This window comes from Noviherbaspirillum aerium, from assembly GCF_008929045.1.
GTDB lineage: Bacteria > Pseudomonadota > Gammaproteobacteria > Burkholderiales > Burkholderiaceae_D > Noviherbaspirillum > Noviherbaspirillum aerium.
This window is the reverse complement of the sequence record NZ_VFAH01000013.1, coordinates 63,457-88,547: the sequence shown is the minus strand read 5'-3', so window position 1 is coordinate 88,547 and position 25,091 is coordinate 63,457. Positions and strand designations below refer to the sequence as shown.

Annotated in this window: 17 protein-coding genes; 5 read left to right on the top strand and 12 right to left on the bottom strand. The window is 62.0% G+C overall.

Annotation, left to right across the window (positions count from 1 at the left end; genetic code table 11):
• Positions 1-1,383: 1,383 nt before the first annotated feature.
• On the top strand, positions 1,384-2,001 hold the full coding sequence (locus FH061_RS18390) for a hypothetical protein (RefSeq protein ID WP_151637293.1): 618 nt from the start codon (positions 1,384-1,386) through the stop codon (positions 1,999-2,001).
• A gap of 502 nt (positions 2,002-2,503) precedes the next feature.
• On the opposite strand, the gene FH061_RS18385 is transcribed toward FH061_RS18390, so the two are convergent.
• The 9 genes from FH061_RS18385 to FH061_RS18345 all read right to left on the bottom strand — a co-directional run bounded on the left by FH061_RS18385 (position 2,504) and on the right by FH061_RS18345 (position 14,114).
• A complete protein-coding gene (locus FH061_RS18385; protein ID WP_151637292.1) occupies positions 2,504-3,127 on the bottom strand; it encodes a carbonic anhydrase in 624 nt (207 codons plus the stop codon).
• 282 nt (positions 3,128-3,409) lie between these two features.
• Positions 3,410-5,668, bottom strand: a complete 2,259-nt coding sequence (locus FH061_RS18380) for an arginine/lysine/ornithine decarboxylase (protein ID WP_151637291.1) — start codon at positions 5,666-5,668, stop codon at positions 3,410-3,412.
• 233 nt (positions 5,669-5,901) lie between these two features.
• The gene (locus tag FH061_RS18375) at positions 5,902-6,471 is read right to left on the bottom strand and encodes a DUF4337 domain-containing protein (RefSeq protein ID WP_151637290.1); all 570 of its coding nucleotides are present in this window, start codon (positions 6,469-6,471) and stop codon (positions 5,902-5,904) included.
• Positions 6,472-6,576: 105 nt separating this feature from the next.
• Positions 6,577-7,071 (bottom strand): dihydrofolate reductase, encoded by a 495-nt coding sequence (locus FH061_RS18370; RefSeq protein ID WP_151637289.1) that lies wholly within the window; start codon positions 7,069-7,071, stop codon positions 6,577-6,579.
• Between the two features lie 17 nt (positions 7,072-7,088).
• Positions 7,089-7,883, bottom strand: coding sequence for a thymidylate synthase (locus tag FH061_RS18365; protein ID WP_151637288.1), 795 nt, complete (start codon positions 7,881-7,883; stop codon positions 7,089-7,091).
• Positions 7,884-7,977: 94 nt separating this feature from the next.
• Entirely contained in the window at positions 7,978-9,771 is a 1,794-nt protein-coding gene (locus tag FH061_RS18360) for an ABC transporter transmembrane domain-containing protein (RefSeq protein WP_151637287.1), read from the bottom strand.
• Between the two features lie 19 nt (positions 9,772-9,790).
• Positions 9,791-10,903: a lipocalin-like domain-containing protein gene (locus FH061_RS18355; protein ID WP_225984722.1), complete on the bottom strand. Its 1,113-nt coding sequence runs from the start codon at positions 10,901-10,903 to the stop codon at positions 9,791-9,793.
• On the bottom strand, positions 10,903-13,452 hold the full coding sequence (locus tag FH061_RS18350) for an FtsX-like permease family protein (RefSeq protein WP_151637286.1): 2,550 nt from the start codon (positions 13,450-13,452) through the stop codon (positions 10,903-10,905). Before FH061_RS18350 ends, FH061_RS18355 begins: the two co-directional genes overlap by 1 nt.
• Entirely contained in the window at positions 13,449-14,114 is a 666-nt protein-coding gene (locus FH061_RS18345) for an ABC transporter ATP-binding protein (protein ID WP_151637285.1), read from the bottom strand. The genes FH061_RS18350 and FH061_RS18345 overlap by 4 nt, the downstream gene beginning before the upstream one ends.
• Before the next feature lie 280 nt (positions 14,115-14,394).
• On the opposite strand from FH061_RS18345, the gene egtD reads away from it, so the two are divergent.
• Both egtD and egtB read left to right on the top strand, forming a co-directional pair.
• The gene (egtD, locus tag FH061_RS18340; protein WP_151637284.1) at positions 14,395-15,303 is read left to right on the top strand and encodes an L-histidine N(alpha)-methyltransferase; all 909 of its coding nucleotides are present in this window, start codon (positions 14,395-14,397) and stop codon (positions 15,301-15,303) included.
• Positions 15,304-15,314: 11 nt separating this feature from the next.
• Positions 15,315-16,601 (top strand): ergothioneine biosynthesis protein EgtB, encoded by a 1,287-nt coding sequence (egtB, locus tag FH061_RS18335; protein WP_151637283.1) that lies wholly within the window; start codon positions 15,315-15,317, stop codon positions 16,599-16,601.
• A 79-nt stretch (positions 16,602-16,680) separates the two neighbouring features.
• Here the strand turns inward: egtB and leuA are convergent, their stop codons facing one another.
• The gene (leuA, locus tag FH061_RS18330) at positions 16,681-18,366 is read right to left on the bottom strand and encodes a 2-isopropylmalate synthase (RefSeq protein WP_151637282.1); all 1,686 of its coding nucleotides are present in this window, start codon (positions 18,364-18,366) and stop codon (positions 16,681-16,683) included.
• Between the two features lie 624 nt (positions 18,367-18,990).
• Here leuA and senA point away from each other — a divergent pair.
• On the top strand, positions 18,991-20,178 hold the full coding sequence (senA, locus tag FH061_RS18325) for a selenoneine synthase SenA (RefSeq protein ID WP_192805129.1): 1,188 nt from the start codon (positions 18,991-18,993) through the stop codon (positions 20,176-20,178).
• Between the two features lie 166 nt (positions 20,179-20,344).
• On the opposite strand, the gene FH061_RS18320 is transcribed toward senA, so the two are convergent.
• Together FH061_RS18320 and fabI are read right to left on the bottom strand one after the other, a co-directional pair.
• Positions 20,345-21,751 carry a DEAD/DEAH box helicase gene (locus FH061_RS18320; protein WP_151637281.1) on the bottom strand — a complete coding sequence of 469 codons (1,407 nt, stop codon included), beginning with the start codon at positions 21,749-21,751 and terminating at the stop codon, positions 20,345-20,347.
• A 413-nt stretch (positions 21,752-22,164) separates the two neighbouring features.
• Positions 22,165-22,959: an enoyl-ACP reductase FabI gene (gene fabI, locus FH061_RS18315; protein WP_151637280.1), complete on the bottom strand. Its 795-nt coding sequence runs from the start codon at positions 22,957-22,959 to the stop codon at positions 22,165-22,167.
• A 329-nt stretch (positions 22,960-23,288) separates the two neighbouring features.
• Here fabI and FH061_RS18310 point away from each other — a divergent pair, with 329 nt between their 5' ends.
• On the top strand, positions 23,289-25,088 hold the full coding sequence (locus tag FH061_RS18310) for an extracellular solute-binding protein (protein ID WP_151637279.1): 1,800 nt from the start codon (positions 23,289-23,291) through the stop codon (positions 25,086-25,088).
• The last annotated feature ends 3 nt before the right edge of the window (positions 25,089-25,091 follow it).

Below are 25,091 nucleotides of genomic sequence, written 5' to 3'. Positions count from 1 at the left end.
CTCGGGGGCTTGCTGTCTGCAAAAAAGCACTTCCTAAGGAAAACGGGTTGTCATAGTGGTGGAACTACTCAACGCCGTTTGCCACTCAGGGAGCCTAATCCTGCGGCTGAACCATTGCGCAAGCAAATAGGCCGCATCAACCTCAATTGAAAGCTTGATATGTTCCCTGTAATTCCTTCTTCTGCTTCCCAAGCTGTTGCACCAAATTATCTCGCACCAATTCATGAGGTTCGTCCGCCTCTGCAGAACGAAGCTCCTTACTTGATTCTCGACCCCCGCATAGAGCTTAACCCTGCACATGTCGTTTCGACCGGAGAGCAAGGTATCAGGCGTGCATCGTGGCCCGGAAGGGACACCTTGGATATGGGCAAAGTCGTTGAAAATGTTCGTGGCGTCAGGCTTTCGGACCTACACACCTTCGAGAGCAGCGTGCTTGACGCCGCGTATGCGGCACAACAGCGCAATCCACACTTGAATCTCTATCTTGGCATTCCCCCAGAAAATCCTCAGAAATACGTGCTCGTAGAAAGGAAGGGCCAGGAATATGTTCAAACATCGGGAAACATAACCTTACCAAGTACAAGCTCGCAGCCGCATGGCTTCCGGAGCTCGGGTATCGTAACTTCACTCGATGAAAGGCCGCAACCGCATGACGTCCGACGCTCCGAAAGCGTAACTTCGCTAAATGGAGAGCTGTCGCAGGCTGGGCTCTCAAGTCATGAGGTGAATAGAAGGAATCAAGATAAAAAAAACGCCAAATACTATGTACTACGATTGCTCAACAAGATTACTTGCGGGGTCGTTGGTGACGGCTCACCTTCCAGCAATCCAGGCGTATCGAGAGTTCAGCATTCTGGCAGGGCGCACGAGGAGCCGGCCTCCCCATCCTTTCCAACGATGAGCTCTCCTGAGTCTTTCCCACGCCGAGATAGAACGTTAAATGCAGGCAGAACGCCGATGCACCAGCCGACTGACTTGACGGGGCAGTCCGATTCTGCGCGTTCACCCGCAACGCGAGGCAGTGAAACTATCAAAGCCGTTCATGACCAAGGCGGGAAATATTTTCGTACCCAAGGTTCGTCGGGTCGTCCTACGGCACACAGGGGCGACCGCTCTAAAAGTGGAACAGTTACACGAGCGGAAGCAATAGAACTGAAGCCCATGCCGTCAAGTACCTCGAAGAGTGTTCCGCACCGGCCCGGCTTCATGCCCTCTCCGACAGACGATGCTCGATATGGAGCACCTGCTGTGCGGCCTGAAGCATCGTCATCACGCCCGTATCGCCATACCGAATCCCCTTACACTGAGCAAAGTTCCGAACCAACTCCGCTTGGCAGCCCAATAGATTGGAAGGAGACGAAAGGGGCGCTGGAAATGCGTAGATTGACGGAATTTGAAAGGAGAAAACGTGCAGCAACGAGAGCAACAATGCGCGCGCAGCTTGGTCTCGATCCGCGTGCTGATGACCCAACTCCGCCTCAAGCAACGGCATCATCCTCTCCGCAACCTTATCAGGATAACTTGCCAATTCTTCTTTCAATTACTGGGAAAAATAAGCATGCCATTGCCACGCAAGCGCTCCAGCGTGCGATAGGAACGCGTCCCGGGTTTGCCAATGAGATACAGCAGCGAGGGTGGGTGGGCCTGCTTGGTCGCACATTGCAGGCGTACGACGATGTCGAAATGGCACGTAAAAATCAGGAGCCGGAGGAAGCTGTACAGAGATTGGAGGATGAAATGCGCAACTCTCTGCGTGAATTGCTGCATGTGTCCAGCAGGACAAATGTCTTCAACTTTGAAATATATGCGTCTCCTGAATTAGACGAAGATCTGGATGCTTTTATCAGTCGGCCTGAATTCCGGACGTTAGTTGAGACGGTCACGGAGGTCCATCAGCAGTTGGAACAGCAGAGGCATCAGTTGGGAAATCGTGTGGCGTTTGCAAGTTCGTCGGGAGACACCTATGCGGACCAAGGGGGAACTTCAAGTCGCCAGTCCTGATTAGTCTCGATAAACCTCTATCCGGGCAATTTCCGGATAGAGCGGTACATGCCTTTATGCTCCGGACATATCTGGACGTGGAAGATCGGTTTTCACTACCAAAGGTATTCAAGTGACCGAGTGGCTAGAGCGTTTTCGCCCTGACCGGCCTAGTCGAGGCCGAGGCAGATTGCTGCTGGAACAAGGCGTGACGACGCGACATGGCCAAGCCATGGCAAGGAGTCACAACGCAGTGCCAGGGGCAATCTGTCCGGGATCGGCAGGCAGGTCAGGGTGAAACCGCTCTAAACCATACCGGCAGATGTGGTAGCGTCATAATTGCTCCCGCCGATTCTTCAATCGGACCAAGATATTGCAGAAATGCTTTTGCAATCACGAGGCTTGCGAGCGCCTATCGTCGTGAAGAGACAGTATGCAAGATCAAAATGGGATGAATGCATGGAGTGAATATCAGTTTCAATCCATGCATAAGCGACTGGGTACAGTTACTTGACCATACTGCCTACCCCGGCACCGAATCAAAAAACTCCACCTCGCCCGTCTCCAGCGAATATTCCGCCCCCACCACCAGCAGTCCCTCATTCTGGATCAGGTTCTCCAGAATCTCCGAGCCATGGCGCAGCTGGTTGGCCGAAGCCAGGATGTTGGCGCGCACCGCCTGTTGCATCAGCGCGCAGTGGTCATGCCGCAGGTCGGTATTGAGCAGCGTCTGCACCGAAGGCCGTACGCGGTCAACGATGGAACGCAGGTTGCGCGACTGGTTGGCAGAAGGCCGCTGCAGTTCGTCGAGCGTGGCCTTGATGGCACCGCAGCCGGTGTGGCCGAGGACGACGACGAGGCGGGTGCCGAACTGGCCGGCGGCGAATTCCACGCTGCCGATCTGCGAGGGGGCGACGATGTTGCCGGCGACGCGGATCACGAACAGGTCGCCGAGGCCCTGGTCAAAGACCAGCTCCGCCGGCACGCGCGAGTCCGAGCAGCCGAGGATGATGGCGAACGGCTCCTGGCCGGCGGCCAGTTCCAGCCGGCGCGACTGGCTCGGCATGGAGTTGAGGTTCTTGATGTCGGAAACGAAACGGCGATTACCCTCGCGCAGGCGTTCAAGGGCTTCCTGGGCTGAAATCATGTGGACCTCCTTTTATTGCGATGGGCGAATTCTATAGTGCCGATGCAATTAATGCATCAGAACTTGTCCCTTGCCGGGCCGTGTCCGGTAACCTGGTTGGGAGGCCTTCATGGCCGCACGTTCTTCAAATAACGGACGAATGTGCAGGCGCAAAGGCCTGCACTACCTTGGCGAAAGGCCCTCTCCGATCTCCGGTCCGTATGGCTTGCGGTCCGCAGTTCATCGGGACAAAAAAGGCACCGTGAAGGTGCCTTTTTCTTGCCGTCAAATGCCGGGCGCCAATCAGCTGTCCTGCTTCACGCAGTCCACATAGTAGCCTCGCCGCCCAGCGATTTCCTGCGTCACCAGCCCGTGCACGTCGGTCTCGAAGCCCGGAAACTTCTCGTTGAAGTCGCGCGCGAACTTGAGGTAATCGACGATGGTCTTGTTGAAGCGCTCGCCCGGGATCAGCAGCGGGATGCCCGGCGGGTAGGGCGTCAGCAGGATCGCGGTGACGCGGCCTTCGAGCTCGTCGATGTTGACGCGCTCGATCTCGCGGTGCGCCATCTTCGCGAACGCGTCCGACGGCTTCATCGCCGGCTGCATGTCCGACAGATACATCTCGGTGGTCAGGCGCGCCACGTCGTAGGACTTGTACATGTCGTGGATCTGCTGGCACAGGTCGCGCAGGCCGATGCGCTCGTAGCGCGGGTTGGCCGCCGAGAACTCCGGCAGGATGCGCCACATCGGCTGGTTCTTGTCGTAATCATCCTTGAACTGCTGCAGCGCGGTCAGCAGCGTGTTCCAGCGGCCCTTGGTGATGCCGATGGTGAACATGATGAAGAACGAGTACAGGCCAGCCTTTTCCACGATGACGCCATGCTCGGCGAGGTAGCGCGTCACGATCGAGGCGGGAATGCCCGACTCGCCGAACTTGCCGTCGATGGACAGGCCGGGCGTGACGATGGTCGCCTTGATCGGGTCCAGCATGTTGAAGCCGGTGGCGATGTTGCCGAAGCCGTGCCAGTTGTCCTCGGCGCGGATCATCCAGTCCTCGCGCGAGCCGATGCCGTTCTCGGAAAATTCGTCCGGCCCCCAGACCTGGAACCACCAGTCCTCGCCGAATTCCTGGTCGACTTTCTTCATCGCCCGGCGGAAGTCCAGCGCTTCAAAAATGCTTTCCTCCACCAGCGCGGTGCCGCCCGGCGGCTCCATCATCGCGGCGGCCACGTCGCAGGACGCGATGATCGCGTACTGCGGCGAGGTCGAGGTATGCATCAGATAGGCTTCATTGAACATGTCCTGGTCGAGCTTGACCGTCTGCGAATCGCGCACCAGGATCTGCGACGCCTGCGACAGGCCGGCCAGCAGCTTGTGGGTGGACTGCGTGGAAAAGATCAGCGATTCCTTGGCGCGCGGGCGGTCCTTGCCGATCGCATGCATGTTCTTGTAGAAGTCGTGGAAGGTCGCATGCGGCAGCCAGGCTTCGTCGAAGTGCAGGGTGTCGATCTCGCCGTCGAGCATGTCCTTGATGGTCTCGACGTTGTACAGCACGCCGTCGTAGGTCGACTGCGTGATGGTGAGGATGCGCGGCTTCTTGTTCTTCGCTTCGCGGGCGAAGGGGTTGGCCTCGATCTTCTTCATGATGTTTTCGATCTTGAACTCTTCGAGCGGGATCGGGCCGATGATGCCGAGATGGTTGCGGGTCGGCATCAGGAACACCGGGATCGCGCCGGTCATGATGATCGAGTGCAGGATGGATTTGTGGCAGTTGCGGTCGACCACGACGATGTCGCCGGGGCCCACGGTCGAATGCCAGACCATCTTGTTCGAGGTCGAGGTGCCGTTGGTGACGAAGTAGCAATGATCGGCATTGAAGATGCGCGCCGCATTGCGCTCGGAAGCGGCCACCGGGCCGGTATGGTCGAGCAGCTGGCCGAGTTCCTCCACCGCGTTGCAGACGTCGGCGCGCAGCATGTTCTCGCCGAAGAACTGGTGGAACATCTGTCCCACCGGAGACTTCAGGAAGGCCACGCCGCCGGAATGGCCGGGGCAGTGCCAGGAGTAGGAGCCGTCCTGCGCATAATGCACCAGCGCCCGGAAGAAGGGCGGCGCCAGGCTGTCGAGGTAGGACTTCGCCTCGCGGATGATGTGGCGCGCAACGAATTCCGGGGTGTCCTCGAACATGTGGATGAAGCCGTGCAGCTCGCGCAGGATGTCGTTCGGAATATGGCGCGACGTGCGGGTTTCGCCATACAGGTAGATCGGAATGTCGGCATTCTTGTGGCGGATCTCTTCGACGAAGGCGCGCAGCGACTTGAGCGCGAAATCGGTTTCTTCCGACGAGCCGGCGCCGAATTCCTCGTCGTCGATCGACAGGATGAAGGCGGAAGCGCGCGACTGCTGCTGGGCGAACTGGGACAGGTCGCCGTAGCTGGTCACGCCCAGCACTTCCATGCCTTCCTTCTCCATGGCTTCGGCGAGTGCGCGAATGCCCAGGCCGGAGGTGTTCTCGGAGCGGAAGTCTTCGTCGATGATGACGATGGGAAAGCGGAATTTCATGAGGTCTCCAGGTAGAGATGACAAGGGAGACGCCTGGGCGGGTGAGCTTGCGCGCCGAAATTTGCGAAAACCGGGATTTTCGCAGATATGAGTGAAATGTGTGTGAAAAGTGCCGGGTTACCGGCAATGCAAGTCCGAATGGAGGACTGACGCCGCGGGAAAGGTGCCCGCGGCGGTCAGGCAGGAGGCAGGGAGACAGGCGGCAGGCCGGTGCGCCAGGGACGCGGGGCGGGTCAGAAATGCAGCCAGGCCGCGATGCCAAGCACGATGCCGACACCGGCCACGCCGTAGGAAATGTATTCCAGCCACTTCTTGCGGGTCAGCAGCGTGATCGCGGCCAGCGAAATCGCGATCTGCTCGGCGGTCATGGCCTGCGCCCAGCGGTGGTGCTGGTGCATCTGCTCCTCGGACTTCCTGTCCCAGTCGAGGGATGCGGCTTCGAGTTTCTCGGCGTCCGTCTTGATATCGCCCTTTTCCTTCTTGTAGCGTTCGACCTCGGTCTTGTATTTTTCAACATCCACGGCAGGCAGCGTCATGGCGAGTTCGGCAAGATTCTGCTTGTTCGACTTGGCCTGGTAATAATTCCACTGATTCGACGCCTCGGTCTTCTTGATGGCGGAATTGTTCTTGTAGAGCGCCGCATTGTTCTGCGTGTCGCCGGCCTGGTAGCCGAACAGGGCGCCGATCGTGGCCAGCACAGCGGTGGTCACCGCGATCTTGCTGGAAAAGCCATCGCTGCCATGGGCCGCATGCTCGACTTCATGATCGTGCGGTCCATGCACATGAAAACCGTGTCCCGACATTGATACTCCTGCTGCTGATTGATTTCCCGTCCGCATGCGGGCGAGGGATTCGGCATGCGCGCTTGTGATGCCTCGCTCATGCAAGGGTTGTGAACTGATGCCGTCTCAAGCGACCTTGTCGTAGGTCACGAATGCGTAGTCGAATCCATTCTCCGCCGAATGATGCTGCTCCCGGCTGATTTCCTTCCAGGTGCCGGCGTCGATCGGCGGGAAAAATGCATCGCACTGAAAAGTCCTGCCGATCTCGGTCACGATCAGCCTGTCGGTTCGCGGCAGGACTTCGGCATAGATCTGCGCGCCGCCGATGACATGGGCGGGCAGGTTGGCCACCAGCGCCAGCGCGGCATCGACCGAGGTGACGGCTTCCACGCCTTCGTGTCGCCATTGCGGGTTGCGGGTGATGACGATATTGCGGCGGTTCGGCAGCGGCTTGCCGATGGAATCGAAGGTCTTGCGCCCCATGATCACCGGATGGCCGGTGGTGGTGCGCTTGAAGTGCGCCATGTCTTCCTTCAGGCGCCAGGGCAGGGTGTTGTCGATGCCGATGCCGCGCTCGGCATCCATCGCGACGACGATGGAGATCAGGCCTTTGTTGTCCATGGTTTCTTTCGACGCGCTCAGACCGCCACCGGCGCCTTGATATGCGGATGCGATTCATAGCCGGTGATTTCGAAATCCTCGAACTTGTAATCGAACAGCGAATCCGGCTTGCGCTTGATGACCAGCCTGGGCGGCGCATACGGTGTGCGCGACAGCTGCTCGCGCACCTGGTCCATGTGGTTGGAGTACAGGTGGCAGTCGCCGCCGGTCCAGATGAATTCGCCGACCTGCAGCCCGGTCTGCTCGGCCACCATGTGGGTGAGCAGCGCGTACGACGCGATGTTGAAGGGCACGCCGAGGAAGATGTCGGCGCTGCGCTGGTAGAGCTGGCAGGACAGCTTGCCGTCGGCCACGTAGAACTGGAAAAAGGCGTGGCAGGGCGGCAGCTTCATCTGCGGAATGTCGGCCACGTTCCAGGCCGAGACGATCAGGCGGCGCGAGTCCGGGTTGTTTCTGATCTGGTCCAGCAGCTGGGAGATCTGGTCGATGTGCTTGCCGTCCGGCGCCGGCCAGGAGCGCCACTGGTAGCCGTAGATCGGGCCGAGGTTGCCTTCGGCATCCGCCCATTCGTCCCAGATGGAGACGCCGTTGTCTTTCAGGTACTTGGTGTTGGTGGAGCCGGCCAGGAACCAGATCAGTTCATGGATGATGGATTTCAGGTGCAATTTCTTCGTGGTCAGCAGCGGAAAACCCTGCTGCAGGTCGAAGCGCATCTGGTAACCGAACACCGAGCGGGTGCCGGTGCCGGTGCGGTCGGTTTTTTCGGTGCCATGTTCATAGACATGGCGCATGAAATCGAGGTATTGGCGCATGGTCGTTGGTTTCCTGGAGACACGGTATTTTAATGTATTCGTTCAGGCACGCTTCAAGTAAACATTGAAACATTGCGCCCCGCATGTCGCGCAATCAAGCTGCAGGATCTTGCGAAAACTGCAACGCCGCCAGGCTGGCATACAGCCCGCCGCGCGCCACCAGTTCCGAATGCGATCCCATCTCCACGATGCGGCCGTGCTCCATCACGATGATGCGGTCGGCCCGCTGCACGGTGGCGAGCCGATGGGCGATCACCAGCGTTGTCCGTCCCACCATCGCGGCTTCCAGCGCGCGCTGCACCAGCCGTTCGGATTCCGCATCCAGCGCGCTGGTGGCTTCGTCGAGCAGCAGCAGGGGCGGGTTCTTCAGCAGCGCGCGGGCGATCGTGATGCGCTGTCGCTGGCCGCCCGACAGCCGCACGCCGCGTTCTCCGAGAAAGGATTGGTATCCCTGCGGCAGGCGTTCGATGAATTCATGGGCGGCGGCCAGCTTCGCGGCGGCAATGACTTCGTCGTCGCCGGCATCGGCCCGGCCATAACGGATGTTTTCCATCGCGTTTTCCGAGAAGATCACGGTGTCCTGCGGCACGATGCCGATGGCGCCGCGCAGCGCCGCAAGATCGAGCTGGCGGATGTCGGCGCCGTCGAGCAGGATGCGACCCTGCTGCGGATCGTAGAAGCGCAGCAGCAGCTGGAACAGGGTGGTCTTGCCGGCGCCGGAAGGACCGACGACGGCGACCGTTTCGCCGGGCCGGATCTCGAGGTTGAGGTCGTGCAGCGCCGCCGCATTCGGCCGCGACGGATAGTGAAAGCCGAGGTGCTGCAGGCTCAGCGACGCGCCGTTGGCGGTGCGTGCGGCAAGTGTCAGCGGCTGCGCCGGCGACTGGATGGGCGAGCGCACCGACAGTAGTTCCAGCAGGCGCTCGGCGGCGCCGGCGGCGCGCTGGGCTTCCCCCAGCACTTCGGAAAGCGCGCCGATGGCGCCGGCCACGATCGATGCATACAGGATGAACTGGCCGAGCTCGCCCGCCGTCATGCGGCCCTGGATCACCGCATGCGCACCCAGCCACAGCACGAACACGATCGCGCCGAACACCAGCAGGATGGCCATCACGGTCAGCAGGGAACGGGCGCGGATGCGCTGCATCGCGGTCTTGAAGGCGCGCTCCACCGAGGCGCCGAAGCGTCCCGCTTCCTGCTGTTCATGGGTGAAGGCCTGCACCGTGGGCATGGCGTTGAGGATTTCGCCCGCCAGCGCGGAAGCGTCGGCGACGCGGTCCTGCGAGTCGCGCGACAGCTTCCTCACCTTGCGCCCGAACAGCACGATGGGCAGCACCACCGCCGCCAGCATGACGAGGATGATGGCCGACAGCTTGATGCTGGTGACGAACAGCATGGCCAGCCCGCCGATGAACAACAGCGTATTGCGCAATGCCATCGAGATGCTGGTGCCGACCAGGGCCTGGATCAGGGTGGTGTCGGTGGTCAGGCGCGACAGCACTTCGCCGGTCTGCGTGGTTTCGAAGAATTCCGGGCTCTGCGTCACCACATGCCGGTAGACCGCGCTGCGCAGATCGGCGGTGACGCGTTCGCCCAGCCAGGAGACCATGTAGAAGCGGGCCGCCGTGGCAATCGCCAGCACGCAGGCGACGCCGAACAGACCCATGAACACCAGGTCGATCTGCGCGCTGTCGCGCACGCCGGCGGGGCCGAAGCCGGCATCGATCATCTGCTTGAAGGCATAGGGAATGGCGAGCGTGGCGCCGGCGGCGATGAGCAGCGCGATGCCGGCAAGGATGAACTGCTTCCTGTACGGAGCGAGGAAAGGCAGCAGGCCCTTCAAGGTGGCAAGGCTGCTCTTGGGACGATCCTTTGCGTGCGTGCTCATCGGTCCTTCATGTCGGAGATCATAGCTTCATGGGTTTCACATAGCCGGTCATTTCGAGATAGCCGCGCCCGGCACGCCGTCCGTCGCGGGTCAGCGTCACGGCGCCTTCCCAGTAGACGGCGCCGGTCGATTGCCGCGAGTCGAGTTCCTGGTCGTCCTGCAGCGGCGTCAGCTCGAAGACCTGGTTGCCGGCCTCGATGCGGGTGGCGACCGGATAGCTGGCGCCGGTGCGCGGCGAGCGCCAGCTGCGCGTTGGCGTGAAGCTTACCTGTTCCGGCGGGAATTGGGTGATGCGGCCGTCGGGCGCGCGCAGCGCCGCATGGGCCCACAGGCGGGAGCCGTCCTTGTTGCGGATCTGGAAGGCCATCAATGCGCTGCCGTCATCCAGGTTGGCGCCGACCCAGTCCCAGCCGGTGGCATTCTCGTCGAGTACGCTGGTCGACCATTCATGATCGAGCCAGGCGCTGCCGCTGACTTCGACCGGCTTGCCGTGCAGGCTGACCGTGCCGGTGACCTTGAGCTGCGGTTCGCTGTAGTAGTAGCTGGCCTGTTCCGGCCGCGGTCCCTTGCGGGAGTATCCTTGCGCGCCCTGCAGCATCACCGGCTGCGTCGGATCCAGCTGCAGGCGGAACTCGAACTCGCCGGCGGGAACGACGGTTTCGTAGCGGCCCTGCGCGGTCCGCACGAAGGTCCATGCGCCGAGACGGACATCGGTATTGCCTTCCTTGGCATGCGCAATGCCGAAGCCTTCGCGCGCGCTTTTCTGGTCGTGCAGCAGCTTGCCTTGCGCCGGATCGGACAGCGCGGCATGGGCGATGATGAGCTGCCTGGGCGCGAAGCGGCTGGGATTGGCGGGGTCGTGGTCGGTCGCCGACCGGAAGAAGGTGACCTGGAAGCCGAGCGGCTTCCTGTCGGGCGTCTCGACCCAGCCCGTCACATACCACCATTCGGTGCGGTAGCCGGGATGGGCGCCGAAGTCTTGCGGGAAGACCAGTTGCCGGCCCGGTTCGACCGCTGCCAGGCGGGGCGGTGCCGCCGATGCGGAAATGCCGCAGCATAGCGCCAGCATGCTGAGCGCCATGCGCAGCAGCCATGCGCCGAGAGATGAGCCTGCCTGTGTCGAGCCGTGCATTACCAGTCCTCCCTGACCGCGCTGATCGCCTGTGCCGATACCGCATGCCTTCCCGCAATGAGCGCGGTAGCCGCCGCCGATGCCAGCAGCAGCGCGGCCACCGCGGCAAGCAGCGTCCACGGCATGTGCAGCTGCATGGTCCAGTGGAAGGATTGCGGATTGACGATGAAAATGAGAATCAGGCTGATCGCGCCGCCGAGCAGGAAGCCGGTGAGAATGCCGAGCAGGGTAAGCAGGCCGCCTTCGAGCGCCAGCATGGACAGGATTTCCCGGCGCAGCACGCCGATATGCCGCAGCATGCCGAATTCCTTGGCCCGCGCCAGCGTCTGCGCCGAGAAGGTGGCGGCAATGCCGAACAGGCCGATCAGGATGGCGACGCCTTCGAGCAGGTAGGTGACCGCGAAGCTGCGGTCGAAAATCTGCAGGCTGAGCGCGCGTATCTGTCCCGGTTCCGCAAGTTCGAGCGCCTCGCCGAAGGGCAGCTCCTTCAGCGCGTCGGCAACCTGCCTCGGCGATGCATCCTTGTCCAGCCAGAGCGCCACATCATTGACTTCGCGGTCGCCGCTGATGCGGCGGTAGTCGTCGAGCTGCATCTGGATCGCCCCGGACTGGCGGGCGTAGTCGCGCCATACGCCCGCCACGATGAATTGCCGTGCCTGCCCGCCGAGCGGCAGCGCGACTTCCTTGCCGGGCTGGTATCCGTACAGGTCGACCATGGCTTCCGAGACCCAGATCGGCGGCGGCCCTGCTTCGGGGGGCAACGGCGCGGATTCGCCGATAAGCGGCAATGATCTGCCCGGATCGGCACGGTCGATCGGCTTCGCGATCACCGTCACCGACGGCCGGGCCGGATCGATGGACAGCTGGGAAACACGCTGGAAATCGGCCCTCCTGACGCCCGGAACGGCGGCAATGGCGCGCTGCTCGTCGGCCGACAGCTTGCCGCTGCTTCCGCCGCCGGCCGCGCGCACATACAGATCCGCCGACAGCACCTGGCCCAGCCAGTCGTCGACCGACACGCGGAAACTCGACACCATGATGGCCATTGCCACCATCAGGCTGAAGCTCGACAGCACGCCGCCCAGCGCAATCGACGCCTGGTTCGGCGCATTGGCGAGCCGGGCGAGGGACAGTGTGGCGACCGATCCGCGCAGGCCGGGCGACGCCTTGTCGCCCATGCGAGCCAGCACCGAAAACACCAGGGCCGCCAGCCGCGGCATCAGGCCGATGCCGCCGATCAGCAGCAGGGCGATCGCCAGGTAGCCGAAGACAGGGAGTTCGGCGACCGGCGGCAGGCGCGTCATGCCGGCGCCGAGGAGGAGGAGTCCGATCGCGGGCCAGGGCGGCGACAGCCGCGACAGCGCCGTATCCTCGCTGCCCGACTTGATCGCATGGGCCGGCTTTGCGCGCGCCGCTTCCCATGCCGGGGCGGCGCAGCCGAGCATGGCCGCCGCCGTCCCCAGCAGGAAGAATACGCAGGCGGCAACCGGCGTGAACTGCACGCTTGGCTGCACGCCCGGGAAATAGCCGCCGCCCAGGTCGCCGCCGAACAGGCGCAGGGCCGCCGCCGCCATTCCGTAACCGGCCGCCAGGCCGATCAGCGAGCCGACGATGCCCAGTCCGGCGCCTTCAAGCAGGATCTGCGAAAGCACCTGGCCGCGCGTCATGCCGAGCACGCGCAGCAGCGCCAGCTGGCTGCGCCGGCGTATCACCGACAGCGCCTGCGTCGAGAACACCAGGAAGGCGCCGGTAAACAGCGCCACCAGCGCCAGCACATTGAGATTGACGCGGTAGGCGCGCGACATGTTGGCGGTGCGCGCTTCCTGGTCTTCCGGTTCGGTGACGAGCACATCCGGCGGCAGCTCGCGCGCAAGCTGCGCGGCAAAGGCGGCCCGGTCCACGCCGGAAGTCAGCTTCAGGTCGATGCGCGACAGCTGCCCCAGCCGCTGCAAGCGCCATTGCGCGGCGCCGATATCCATCACGGCCAGCCTTTGCCCGGCCCGCGCCCGCACCAGTCCGCCGGCCACGCGCAGCTCCAGCATCTGCGTGCCGACCTGCAGGCGCAGCATGTCGCCCTGGCGCGCATTCAGCCATTCCATCGCGGCCGGCGACAGGAACAGGGCGTCATCCGCCAGCGTGTCGAATGGCTTGTCCTCGGCCGGCAGTCCGATCAGGTCGGGCGCGATGGCACCGGCCTGGAATACATCGATGCCGATCACCTTGAGCGCTTCGCGCCGCGCCGGCACCGCCGCGTCGACTTCCAGCACCGGGCTGGCAAGCGCCACTTCCGGCCGCTGCGCCAGGCGGCCGTACAGGCTCTCATCGATGAAAGCCTGGGTGCCGCGCACCTGCAGCTCCGCCTGGCCGGACAGGCTTCTGACGGCGGCGGAGAATTCGTTATAGGCGGCGGCATTGATCAGGTGTATCGCGAAACCCAGGGCGACGCCGATGGCAATGGCCGCCATCGCGACCAGGGTGCGCACCGGATGCGCGCGCCATTCTCCCGCCAGCAGCCAGCGGCGCAGCGAAGGGATCGCCTGCGGCCTCATCCGGGCCGTCCCGCCGCCATGGGATGCAAGCCGTGCTTGGTCAGTTCCAGCACCCGGTCCGCGCTGGCGGCGGCGGCATGCGAATGGGTGACGATGATGGCCGACGAGCCGTTCTGCTTGATCTCGTCCCGCAGCAGTTCCAGGACGTCCGCCGCCGTATCCGGATCCAGGTTGCCGGTAGGCTCGTCGGCAAGGATCAGCTTGGGACGGTGGATCAGTGCGCGCGCGATCGCCACGCGCTGCAGTTCGCCGCCGGACAGCTGGCGCGGAAAATCCCTGCCGCGTCCGGCGAGGCCGACGGCGGCCAGCATGTCCTCGGCGCTGCGGGCGGCCGAGTTGTTGAGCAGCAGGGGCAGGCCGACGTTCTGCGCGATGGTCAGATGCGGAAGGATATGGAAAGCCTGGAACACGAAACCGAACTTTTCCCGGCGCAGCCGCGTTGCCGCGTCATCCTGCATCGACGAAATATCCGTGCCGTCGATCTCGATGCGGCCCGAATCCGGCGTATCGAGCCCCGCGATGAGGTTAAGCAGGGTAGACTTGCCGACACCCGATTCGCCCATGATGGCCACGTATTCCCCCGCTTCCAGGGTGTAGCTCAAGCGGCTCAGCACCTGCCTGCCGCTGGCGTAGGATTTGGTGACATCATGCAGATTCAGCATCGATTCATCTGGTTTGTTATGTAACTGTCAAGAAAGCGGGCGAGCCGTTGAATGGCTGCAAGATTTCGCCCGAAGCGCATATCGATACTCGAAAACTCTTGTGTCGCCTCAAGGATGTACTTAAGGTCTTTACTATGATAGCCACAAACCTTGTCATCCTCCCTCAATCGCCTAAGCTGCAGTAAGGCAAACTTGCTCACTTACATTCATGGCGCCTTCCCTCGTCCCGGATTCGACCCACAGCGGTTTCCTACAAATTTTCCGGAGGGATGACGCCGCGATGCGGACCGAACTCACTGCCGGCCTGCTCGCCGCGCAGGCGAGCACTTCACCCAAGTTCCTGTACGACGCGCTCGGCTCGAAATTGTTCGAAGCCATCTGCGAATTGCCCGAGTATTACCCGACGCGCACCGAAGCCGCCATCTTCGACACCCATCTCTATGACATGGCGCGCGCCATCGGCAAGGGCAGCACGCTGATCGATCTCGGGGCCGGCAATTGCGCGAAGGCGGCGCGCATGTTCCCGCTGCTCCAGCCTCTGCAATATGTGCCGGTGGATATCTCCGTGGACTTTCTCAGGAGCGCGGTCGACGGCCTGCGCCAGCAATTCCCGCAGATCAGGATGACGGGCATCGGCATGGACTTCTCGGCGGAGATGGCATTGCCCGCCGCGGTGCGGCGCGACAAGCGGCTGTTCTTCTACCCCGGATCCTCGATCGGCAATTTCACGCCCGAGGCGGCCGCCGATATGCTCGACAGGATGCGCGCGGCCTGCCAGGGCGACGGCGGCCTGCTGATCGGCGTCGACCTGGTGAAGGACAAGGCCGTGCTCGACGCCGCCTATGACGACGGACTGGGCGTGACCGCCGCATTCAATCTCAATCTGCTGCGGCACCTCAATGCATTGCTGGGCGCCGACTTCGATGTCCGGGACTGGCGCCACGTGGCCTTTTACAACGAGGCCGCTTCCCGCATCGAAATGCATCTCGAAGCGCGCAGCGATGTGACGGTGCGCTGGACGGATGGCGAACGCCGGTTCGGCAGGGGCGAGCGCATCCATACCGAAAACAGCTACAAGTACACGCGCCAGGGCTTCCTCCAGTTGCTTGAACGCGCCGGTTTCGGCGCGATACGCACCTGGACGGACGAGAAGGGCTGGTTCCTGGTCTGCCACGCGCGCGCAATGTAAAGGCCTGCACCATGCCCGATGACCTGAACCTGTCAGCCACCCTGCTTGATCGATTCCGCGCCGTGCGCCGGCGCAGCCGCGAGATCGCCGAACCGCTGTCCGACGAGGATTGCTGCGCGCAGTCGATGCCGGATGCCAGCCCGATCAAATGGCACCTGGCGCATACCACCTGGTTCTTCGAAACCTTCATTCTTGAACCGCATGAAAAGGACTTCAAGCCGTTTCATCCCGCATTCCGGGTGCTGTTCAATTCCTATTACAACGGCGTCGGCGACAAGCATCCGCGCCCGCAGCGCGGACTGCTGACGCGCCCGCCGCTGGCCGATGTGCTGGCCTACCGGCGCCATGTCGACGAGCGGATGAACATGCTGCTGGCCGCCGGGGGCACGGATGGCCGGATCGCCGCATTGCTGGAAGTCGGCCTGCATCATGAACAGCAGCACCAGGAACTGATGCTGACCGATGTGAAGCACATGCTGTCGATGAATCCCCTCGAACCCGCCTATCTTCAGACGCCATGGATGCCCGGACGTGTCGCGCCCGACATGCATTGGCGGCGTTTCGAGGCCGGCGTGGTGGAGATTGGCTGCAAGGGCGACGACTTCTGCTTCGACAATGAATTGCCGCGGCACCGGCAGTTCGTCGAAGGCTTCGCAATGGCTTCGCGTCTCGTCACCAATGGCGAGTATCTGGCATTCATCGACAGCAGCGGCTATGCGACGCCCTCGCTGTGGTTGTCGGAGGGATGGGACTGGATACGCGCCGGCAACCTGTCGCAGCCGATCTACTGGCGGCGCGACGGCGATGCCTGGCAGGAGTTCACGCTGCAGGGATTGCAGGCGCTCGACCCGCACCGCCCGGTCACGCACCTGTCCTTCTTCGAGGCCGATGCCTATGCCCGCTGGGCCGGTGCGCGGCTGCCGACCGAGGCGGAGTGGGAGCATGCGGCACGGGGCTGCACCGACTTCGGACGGCCCGCCTTGCATCCCGCGGCATGCGGCTCGGATCACGGCGGCGGCAAAGACAGCAATGACAGCAATGACAGCCAGGACAGCCTGATGCAACTGTTCGGCAGCGCCTGGCAATGGACGCTCAGCAGCTATGCGCCGTATCCCGGCTACCGCGCCGCCGACGGTGCCATCGGCGAGTACAACGGCAAGTTCATGTCCAACCAGTATGTGCTGCGCGGATCGTCCTGCGCGACGCCGGAGGGGCATGCGCGTGCCAGCTATCGCAATTTCTTTCCCGCTACCGCCCGCTGGCAGTTCACGGGCATACGGCTGGCGAGATCTTCCTGAGAGCGTCGGAGCGCCGAATGAAAAACGCCTGCCGCATGGTTGATGCGGCAGGCGTTTTCTTTTCAGGCGACGAATACGCTCAGGCAGCCAGTGCGTCCTGCGACTGTCCCGAACCGAGTTCGCGGTTGACCGCGGACAGCACCGCCTTGAAGGAGGCGGTGACGATGTTGCTGTCCACGCCGACGCCGAACAGGGTAGGGCCGTTGTTGACGCGCAGCTCCACATAGCAGGCAGCGCGCGCATCGGCGCCGGCGCCAATCGCATGCTCGTGATAATCCATCACGTTGATGTCGATGCCGAGCGCCTGCACGAAGGCATCGATCGGGCCATTGCCATGACCATGCAGGATGGCCTTCTTTCCGTCCTTTTCGATCTCGGCCTTCACTTCCACGCGCTGCGCCGCGCCGGCTTCCTGCAGCATCTGGTGAGCATGATAGGCATAGGGCGCATTGCGCTCCAGGTATTCACTGCGGAAGATGTCGTAAATGTCGCCGGCGCCGACTTCCTTGCCGGTGGCATCGGTGACATGCTGGATGGCGCGGCTGAGCTCGATCTGCAGGCGGCGCGGCAGCTTGAAGCCGTACTCCTGTTCGAGCAGGTAGGACATGCCGCCCTTGCCGGACTGGCTGTTGACGCGGATGACCGCATCGTAGCTGCGGCCGACATCCGCCGGGTCGATCGGCAGATACGGCACTTCCCAGATGCCGTCGGCCTGCTGCTGGGCGAAGCCCTTCTTGATCGCGTCCTGGTGGGAGCCGGAGAAGGCGGTGAATACCAGGTCGCCGACATAAGGATGGCGCGGATGCACAGGCAGCTGGTTGCATTCCTCGACGCATTTGCGCACGGCATCGATGTCGGAAAAATCCAGGCCGGGGTTCACGCCCTGGGTGTAAAGATTCAGGGCAAGCGTCACGAGGTCGACATTGCCGGTGCGCTCGCCATTGCCGAACAGGCAGCCCTCGACACGGTCGGCGCCCGCCATCACCGCCATCTCCGCGGCGGCCACGCCGGTGCCGCGGTCATTATGCGGATGGACGCTGATGAGGATGGAATCGCGGCGCGCGAGGTTGCGATGCATCCATTCCACCTGGTCGGCATAAATGTTCGGCGTTGCGCATTCCACGGTGGCCGGGAGATTGATGATCATCTTGCGCTCCGGCGTCGGCTGCCAGACTTCCGACACCGCATCGCAGACCTCCTTGGCGACGTCGAGCTCCGCCATGCTGAAGGTTTCCGGCGAATACTGGAATACCCATTCGGTTTCCGGATGCGCCGAGGTCAGTTCCTTGATCAGGCGCGTGCCGGCGACGGCGATCTGCTTGACCTCTTCGCGCGACATGCCGAACACGATGCGGCGGAACGAAGGGCTGACCGCGTTATACAGATGCACGATCGCGCGCTTGGCGCCGACGGCGGATTCCACGGTGCGGCGGATCAGGTCTTCGCGCGACTGGGTCAGCACTTCGATCGTCACATCGTCCGGAATGCGTTTCTCGTCGATGAGCTTGCGCACGAAATCGAAGTCGGTCTGTGACGCGGAGGGAAACGCGACTTCGATTTCCTTGAGCCCGATCTTGACCAGCATCTCGAAGAAGCGCAGCTTGCGCTCCGGGTTCATCGGCTCGATCAGCGACTGGTTGCCGTCGCGCAGGTCGGTGCTCATCCAGATCGGCGGCCTCGAAATCACCTGGTCGGGCCAGGTGCGATCGGTGAGGCGGATGGGAGGGAAGGGGCGATATTTCGCAGCGGGATTTTGCAACATCATGTGAGTAACCTTTTAGTCCGGACAATGGAATGGCGATGTGGCGGATCGGCTGCCTGACTGCCACTAGCGCATGGCCAGGCAACCGATCGGTAGAGGTAGCAGCGATAGCGCACGCGCAAAGATCACCGGGGCGACCAGATCGCCGGAGATGAACGTTACGGGAAGACGCTTGAAATACATGATTTGCTGACCTGTGGAAATATCGACCTTCGTCTCCGATGCCCTGGAGTGCGGATACTGCTTGCAACGTGATAACAGACTACGGGAGGGGTAACAGTATCAGCGCGCTAGGCGTAGTAGTGCGGCTGCCGATAGCAGGGTGCCTGCGGGCAGTAGGTGAAGGGCGAGTTGTGCGTGAGCGGTCAACATTCGGTTAATGTAGGTGACTGGCAAATGAACTGTCAAGCAAAAACTTCCTTCAATGCCATTGAATCAAGTTCCAGCATATTTCGGCGGGGCCCGGATTGTGGGATTGTGGGACTGTGGGTCAGTGCTACGGCACGCCGGCGGCATTGCGCATCAGGCGGCAGCGGCCTGCGCGGGACCGGTCCCAGGCCGCCGCTGGCAAATGCATCTTGTCCGGCCAATAATAGAGGCTGGATTATCCTTTCACCTTCCGTCCAGATGAATGTTTCCTTTCGAACCGCTTCCGCTCCTGACTTGATGACTGCGTTGCAGGATGCCCGCCGGGATACCCTGACGTTGATCGAGGCCTTCCTCGCAGCCGGCTTCGGCGCCGGAGTCCAGCTTGCCGCCCGGCCGGAATTCAATCCGCCGTTGTGGGAACTCGGACATATTGCCTGGTTTGCGGAATGGTATGTACTGCGTGAAGCGCAGTCGAGCGAGCCGACGGCGGCCCATCGGACCTCCATGCTGACCAAGGGCGACGACTGGTTCGATCCGAATACGGTATCCCATCGGATGCGGTGGAAGCTGGAGCTGCCCAGCGCCGGCGCGCTGAAGACGTATTGCCACGAAGTGCTCGATCGCGTGCTCGACAAGCTCTCGCGCGCCGGCGGCAATGATGACGCGCTCTATCCCTATCGGCTCGTGCTCGCTTATGAAGACATGCGGCGGGAGCTGATGCTGGAGCAATTGCAGACGCTGGGCATCGCATTCCCGCCGGAGCTGCCGGTTCGTGCGGCGCCGAACTGGGCGCAGGGCGAAATAAGCTTTCCGGGCGGGACCATACAGCTGGGCAGTGCGCCGGGCAACGGTTTTGTCTTCGATAACGAAAAATGGGCGCATGCCTGCCGCGTGCCGGCCTTTACCATGGATTCCACCCTGGTATCGAATGCGCAGTTTGCGGAATTCGTAGCCGACGGCGGCTATCAGAATCCGCAGTTCTGGAGTGTCGGCGGCCGTGCCTGGCTGATGTTGCAGGACCGTTCCGCGCCGCGCGACTGGGTGCGCGACGGGCGGCACTGGCTGTGCGACCGTTTCGGCCAGCATATCGTCCTGCCGGGCCATGAGCCGGTGCGGCACCTGAGCCTGTACGAGGCGCAGGCCTATTGCGTCTGGGCCGACTGCCGGCTGCCGTCGGAAGCGGAATGGGAATATGCGGCCATGTCAGGCCATCCTGCGCTGCGATGGGGCGATCTGTGGGAGTGGACCTGCTCGCCGTTCGAGCCGTATCCCGGCTTTGCGCCGGATGCCTATCGCGAATATTCCGAGCCCCATTTCATCTCGCACCAGTCGGTGCGGGGCGCATCCGTCATGACGCAGCAGCGCATGCACTCGCTCAAGTTCCGCCGCTTCTGCCTGCCCGAGCGCGACACCATGTTCATCGGCTTTCGGACCTGCGTGCTGTAGACCATATCGACCATATCGCCGATACCGACGGCGAAAAAAAACCGCCCGGTTTTCCGGGCGGTTCTGATGCGAGACCAGGCTGCAGCGCTTCGTTGTTCCGAAAGAGCGCCTGCCGGCGATGCTTAGAGCGGTTCACCTTGACCAGGCCGGTCAGGGCGAAAACGCTCTAGCGGTCGCCGAAGGAGCGGCGGTTGCCGTCGCCTGCAAAGCGCGAGGCCGACGACGAGGACTTGCCGAAGCCGCCGCCTTCCTTGCGCGGTGCGCCCGGCTTGCTGAAGCTGCGCTGTCCCGGCTTGCCGTTGCGGCCTTCGCCCGGCTTCCAGCCATTCGGCTTGCGTGCCGAACGGGGTGCCGGTGCGGTTTTCTTCGGCTCGTAACCTTCGATGATATCAACCGGAATCAGCTGCTTGGTGAAGCGTTCGATGCGCTTGATGTTCATGTTTTCGGCATGGTTGACCAGCGAAATCGCCAGACCGTTGCGGCCGGCGCGGCCGGTACGGCCGATGCGGTGCACGTAGTCTTCCGGAAACTTCGGCAGGTCATAGTTCACCACGTGGGTGATGCCCGGCACGTCGATGCCGCGCGCAGCCACGTCGGTTGCCACCAGCACGCGCACCTGGCCGCGGCGCAGCGCGTCGAGCGTGCGGTTGCGGGCACCCTGGTGCATGTCGCCATGCAGGGCGGCTGCGGCGAAGCCGGCGATGTTCAGGCGATCGGCGATGGTATCGGCATCGCGCTTGGTCGCGGTGAAGACGACAGCCTGGTCGAGCGTCGTATCGCGCAGCAGATGATCGAGCAGGCGGTTCTTGTGCGACAGGTCGTCGACGAAGTGCACGCGCTGCTGGATGTTCTCATGCTTGTTGCCCAGGCTGGCGATCTGGATGACCATCGGGTCGCGGGTAATGCGCTTGGCCATGTTGCCGACCACGCCGTCGAGCGTTGCCGAGAACAGCATGGTCTGGCGAGTTTCCGGCGTTGCCGCGACAATCTTCTCGATGTCTTCGATGAAGCCCATGTCCAGCATGCGATCCGCTTCGTCCAGCACCAGGATTTCCAGTTGCGAGAAGTTGATCTTGCCCGATTCCATGTGATCGATCAGACGGCCCGGTGTGGCGACCAGGATTTCAGGATTGCGCGACAGGAGCTGCATCTGCTTCGGATAGGGCATGCCGCCGAGGATCGACACGGCACGCACGCGGCGCAGGTTGGCGCCGTACTTGGTGGTGGCCGTTGTGACTTGCAGCGCGAGTTCGCGGGTCGGGGTCAGCACCAGCATCTTCGGCTGTGCAGGCTGGAAACGCGGACGCTCGCCGCGTGCGCGGGAAGCCTGGCGTTCCTGGTTGGGCGTCTTGGCGCCCGCTTGAATTTGTTGTTCTGCTTCGGCGAACTTGTGCAGTGCCGGCAGCATGAAGGCGGCGGTCTTGCCGGAGCCGGTCTGGGAAGAGACCAGCAAGTCACGGTTCGCCAATGCCGCAGGTACCGCCTGCTCCTGGACAGGAGTAGGTTTGGTATAGCCGGCTTCGGTCAGTGCTGTGAGAATGGACGAATGCAGGCCTAGTGCTTCAAAAGTCATTGTGTTTCTTTCTTAAAAATCAACGCCGCGACCACACTCGTAACGAGCTCGCGAACGATTTGAAAAGGCAACGCCAACCAACGAAACAGCTGAGAAATGGGTTCTGAGAAATTTCGGCACAAAAGCTTTGCGCCGGGACGGTGTCTAGATGGGCGACACCAGAGGCGGGAGGGCTTTATGGTTTATTGCTAAAGGGTTGCGGTGCTACGACGTGTCTGCCTGTTGCAAACACAGGGACGCATTATACAGAGGAATGCATTCCTGTGCCGGAGAAATTTCGGCGCTGCACAAAGAAGTCATGATGCTTTAATGCAAGACCGGCTCCAGCATTAGTTATATGAAGATGGAAGCGCTGATTTAAAGGTCAGCGCTTCAAATCCATCCGGTTTAATAAGGCCGGATGATGTCCGACATCAGCCTTCGCTCGGTTCGGCGATGCCGCCGACCACATGCGAGAAGCCGCCGTCGACGTAAGTGATTTCACCGGTAATGCCGCCGGCGAGATCGGACAGCAGGAAGGCGGCGGTATTGCCGACATCCTCGATCGTAACGTTGCGGCGCAGCGGCGCATGCGTTTTCACGAAGTTGAGGATCTTGCCGAAATCCTTGATGCCGCTGGCGGCGAGTGTCTTGATCGGGCCGGCCGAAATGCCGTTGACGCGCACGCCTTTCTGTCCGAGCGATTCGGCGAGATAGCGCACGCTGGCTTCGAGCGAAGCTTTCGCAAGGCCCATGGTGTTGTAGTTCGGCAGTGCCCGGATCGAGCCGAGATAGCTCAGCGTCAGCAGCGCGGAATTGCTGCTCAGCAAAGGAAGGGCGGCCTTGGCCATGGCCGGGAAGCTGTAAGCCGAAATGTCGTGCGCGATGCGGAAATTCTCGCGGCTCAGGCCGTCGAGGAAATCCCCCGCGATCGCTTCGCGCGGAGCGAAGCCGATGGCATGCACCAGGCCGTCCAGCTGGTTCCAGGATTTGCCGAGATCGGCAAACAGCGCATTGATCTGCTCGTCGCTGCCGACGTCGCAGTCGAAGATCAGCTCGCTGCCAAATTCCTTGGCGAAATCGGTAATGCGGTCCTTGAAGCGCTCGCCAACGTAGGTGAAAGCGAGTTCGGCGCCTTCGCGCTTGCAGGCCTGTGCGATGCCGTAAGCAATCGAACGGTTGGACAGCAGGCCGGTGATCAGAATTTTCTTGCCTTGCAGGAATGCCATAGGAGACTCCAGTTGAATTTGTCGTATTTTACGCCGCCCGGCCTGGCAAACCTGTGCAAAGCCCGTCGGAATGGGATCATGTCCCTTTTTTGAACTGGCAAGATTGTAGGGAGACTTGGAGCGGGGAGCAACTTTTGGCGAACTATCCTCGAGGCGAAAGAGTCTGGTGGAAATCAAGCTGCAGCTCCATTTCCCATGCTACAACCGTAAAATTCAATTAACGTAAGGCAAGTTGCTTCGATTGGCGGTGAAAACCGTTCCCCGGAAAATTCCTTTCGGTACAATACCCCGGTCTTGTGGACGCTAAACCGACCTCTCTAACCAGGCGAATGCGCAAATTACTCCTCTCTATCCTGCTGGGTATCACCATTCCCTACAGCTCCGGCAGCCATGCCGCCCATGCTTTTTCCCTCTATGACACGCCCAAGTATCCGGAGGGATTCAAGAATTTCGACTATGTGAATCCGGATGCGCCGCGCGGGGGGGAGCTCTATCTCGCCAATCCCGACCGGCGCACCAGCTTCGACAAGTTCAATCCGTATTCGATGAAGGGCGTCGCGGCGGCGGGCGTTTCCAACCTGATGTTCGAGACGCTGGCCACCAGTTCGGCGGACGAGATGGCCACCATGTACGGCTTGCTGGCCGAGGACATGCAGCTGGCCGAGGACCGCATGTCCATGACCTTCCGGCTGAATCCGAAGGCCAAGTTCAACAATGGCGACCCGGTGACCGCGGCCGACGTCAAGCATTCCTATGACACTCTTCTGGCCAAGGGGGCGCCGCAGTTCAAGTCGGTGTTCGCCGACGTCAAGGAATGCGTCGTGGTGGATGAGCGCACCGTGCGTTTCGATTTCAAGGCGCTCAACCGCGAGCTGCCATTGATCGTGGGCGGGGTGCCGGTGTTTTCCCGCAAGTGGGGCGCGAAGACCAGCTTCGACAAGATACAGCTGGAAGCGCCGATCGCCACCGGGCCCTACCTGATCGAGCGCTACGATGTCGGGCGTTCCATCATCTACAAGCGCGATCCCAACTACTGGGGCAATGACGTGCCTGCGCGCAGGGGCATGTTCAATTTCGGCCGCATCATCTACCGCTTCTACAAGGACGATGTCGCGCGGCTGGAAGCCTTCAAGGCAGGCGAATTCGACGTCGTGGTCGAGTACAGCGCAAAGAACTGGGCGCGCAGCTATATCGGCCCGAAATTCACGAGCGGCGAGATCGTCAAGCGCGAACTGCAGCATTCGAACGCGGCCGGCATGCAGGGCTTCGTGATGAACCTGCGGCGCGGACAGTTTTCCGACATCCGGGTGCGCCAGGCGCTCGGGCTCGCGCTCGACTACGAGTGGATGAACCGGCAGCTGTTCTACAACCAGTACAAGCGCATCTATTCCTACTTCAACAACAGCGAACTGGCGGCGTCCGGCATGCCCTCCGAGGACGAACTGAAGCTGCTGGAGCCCTTGCGCGACATGCTTGATCCAAAAGTGTTCGGTCCGGCGCCGGTGCAGCCGCGTACCGATCCGCCGGCCTCGCTGCGCGCCAACCTGCTGCAGGCGCGGGAACTGTTCAGACAGGCTGGCTGGGAATACCGCGACGGCGCGCTGCGCAATGCCAAGGGCGAGCCGTTCACCTTTGAAATCCTGGACGACCAGTCCGCGCTGTCGCGCATCATCAGCGTCTATATCCGCAACCTGCAGAAGCTCGGCATCCAGGTCAACCAGCGCACCGCCGACTATGCGCTGGTGCAGAAGCGGATGGAGGAATTCGACTTCGACATGACCAGTATCCGCTTTCCCGACACCACCAGCCCCGGCAATGAAATGTTCGATACCTTCGGCTCCAAGGCGGCCGACGAGAAGGGTTCGAACAATGCCTGGGGGCTGAAGGACCCGGCGGTGGACAAGCTGGTGGCCAACCTGGTGGCCGCGGGTTCGCGCACCGAACTGATCGCCGCGGCGCGCGCGCTCGACCGGGTGCTGCTGCACAAATATATCGTCGTGCCGCACTGGTTCTCGTCGACGCACAGGGTCGCCTATCGCAGCCGTTTCGGCATTCCCGCCAAGATGCCCCTGTACTATGCGGCCGATCCCTATGTGATATCGAGCTGGTGGCAGCAGAAGCCGAGGTAAGAC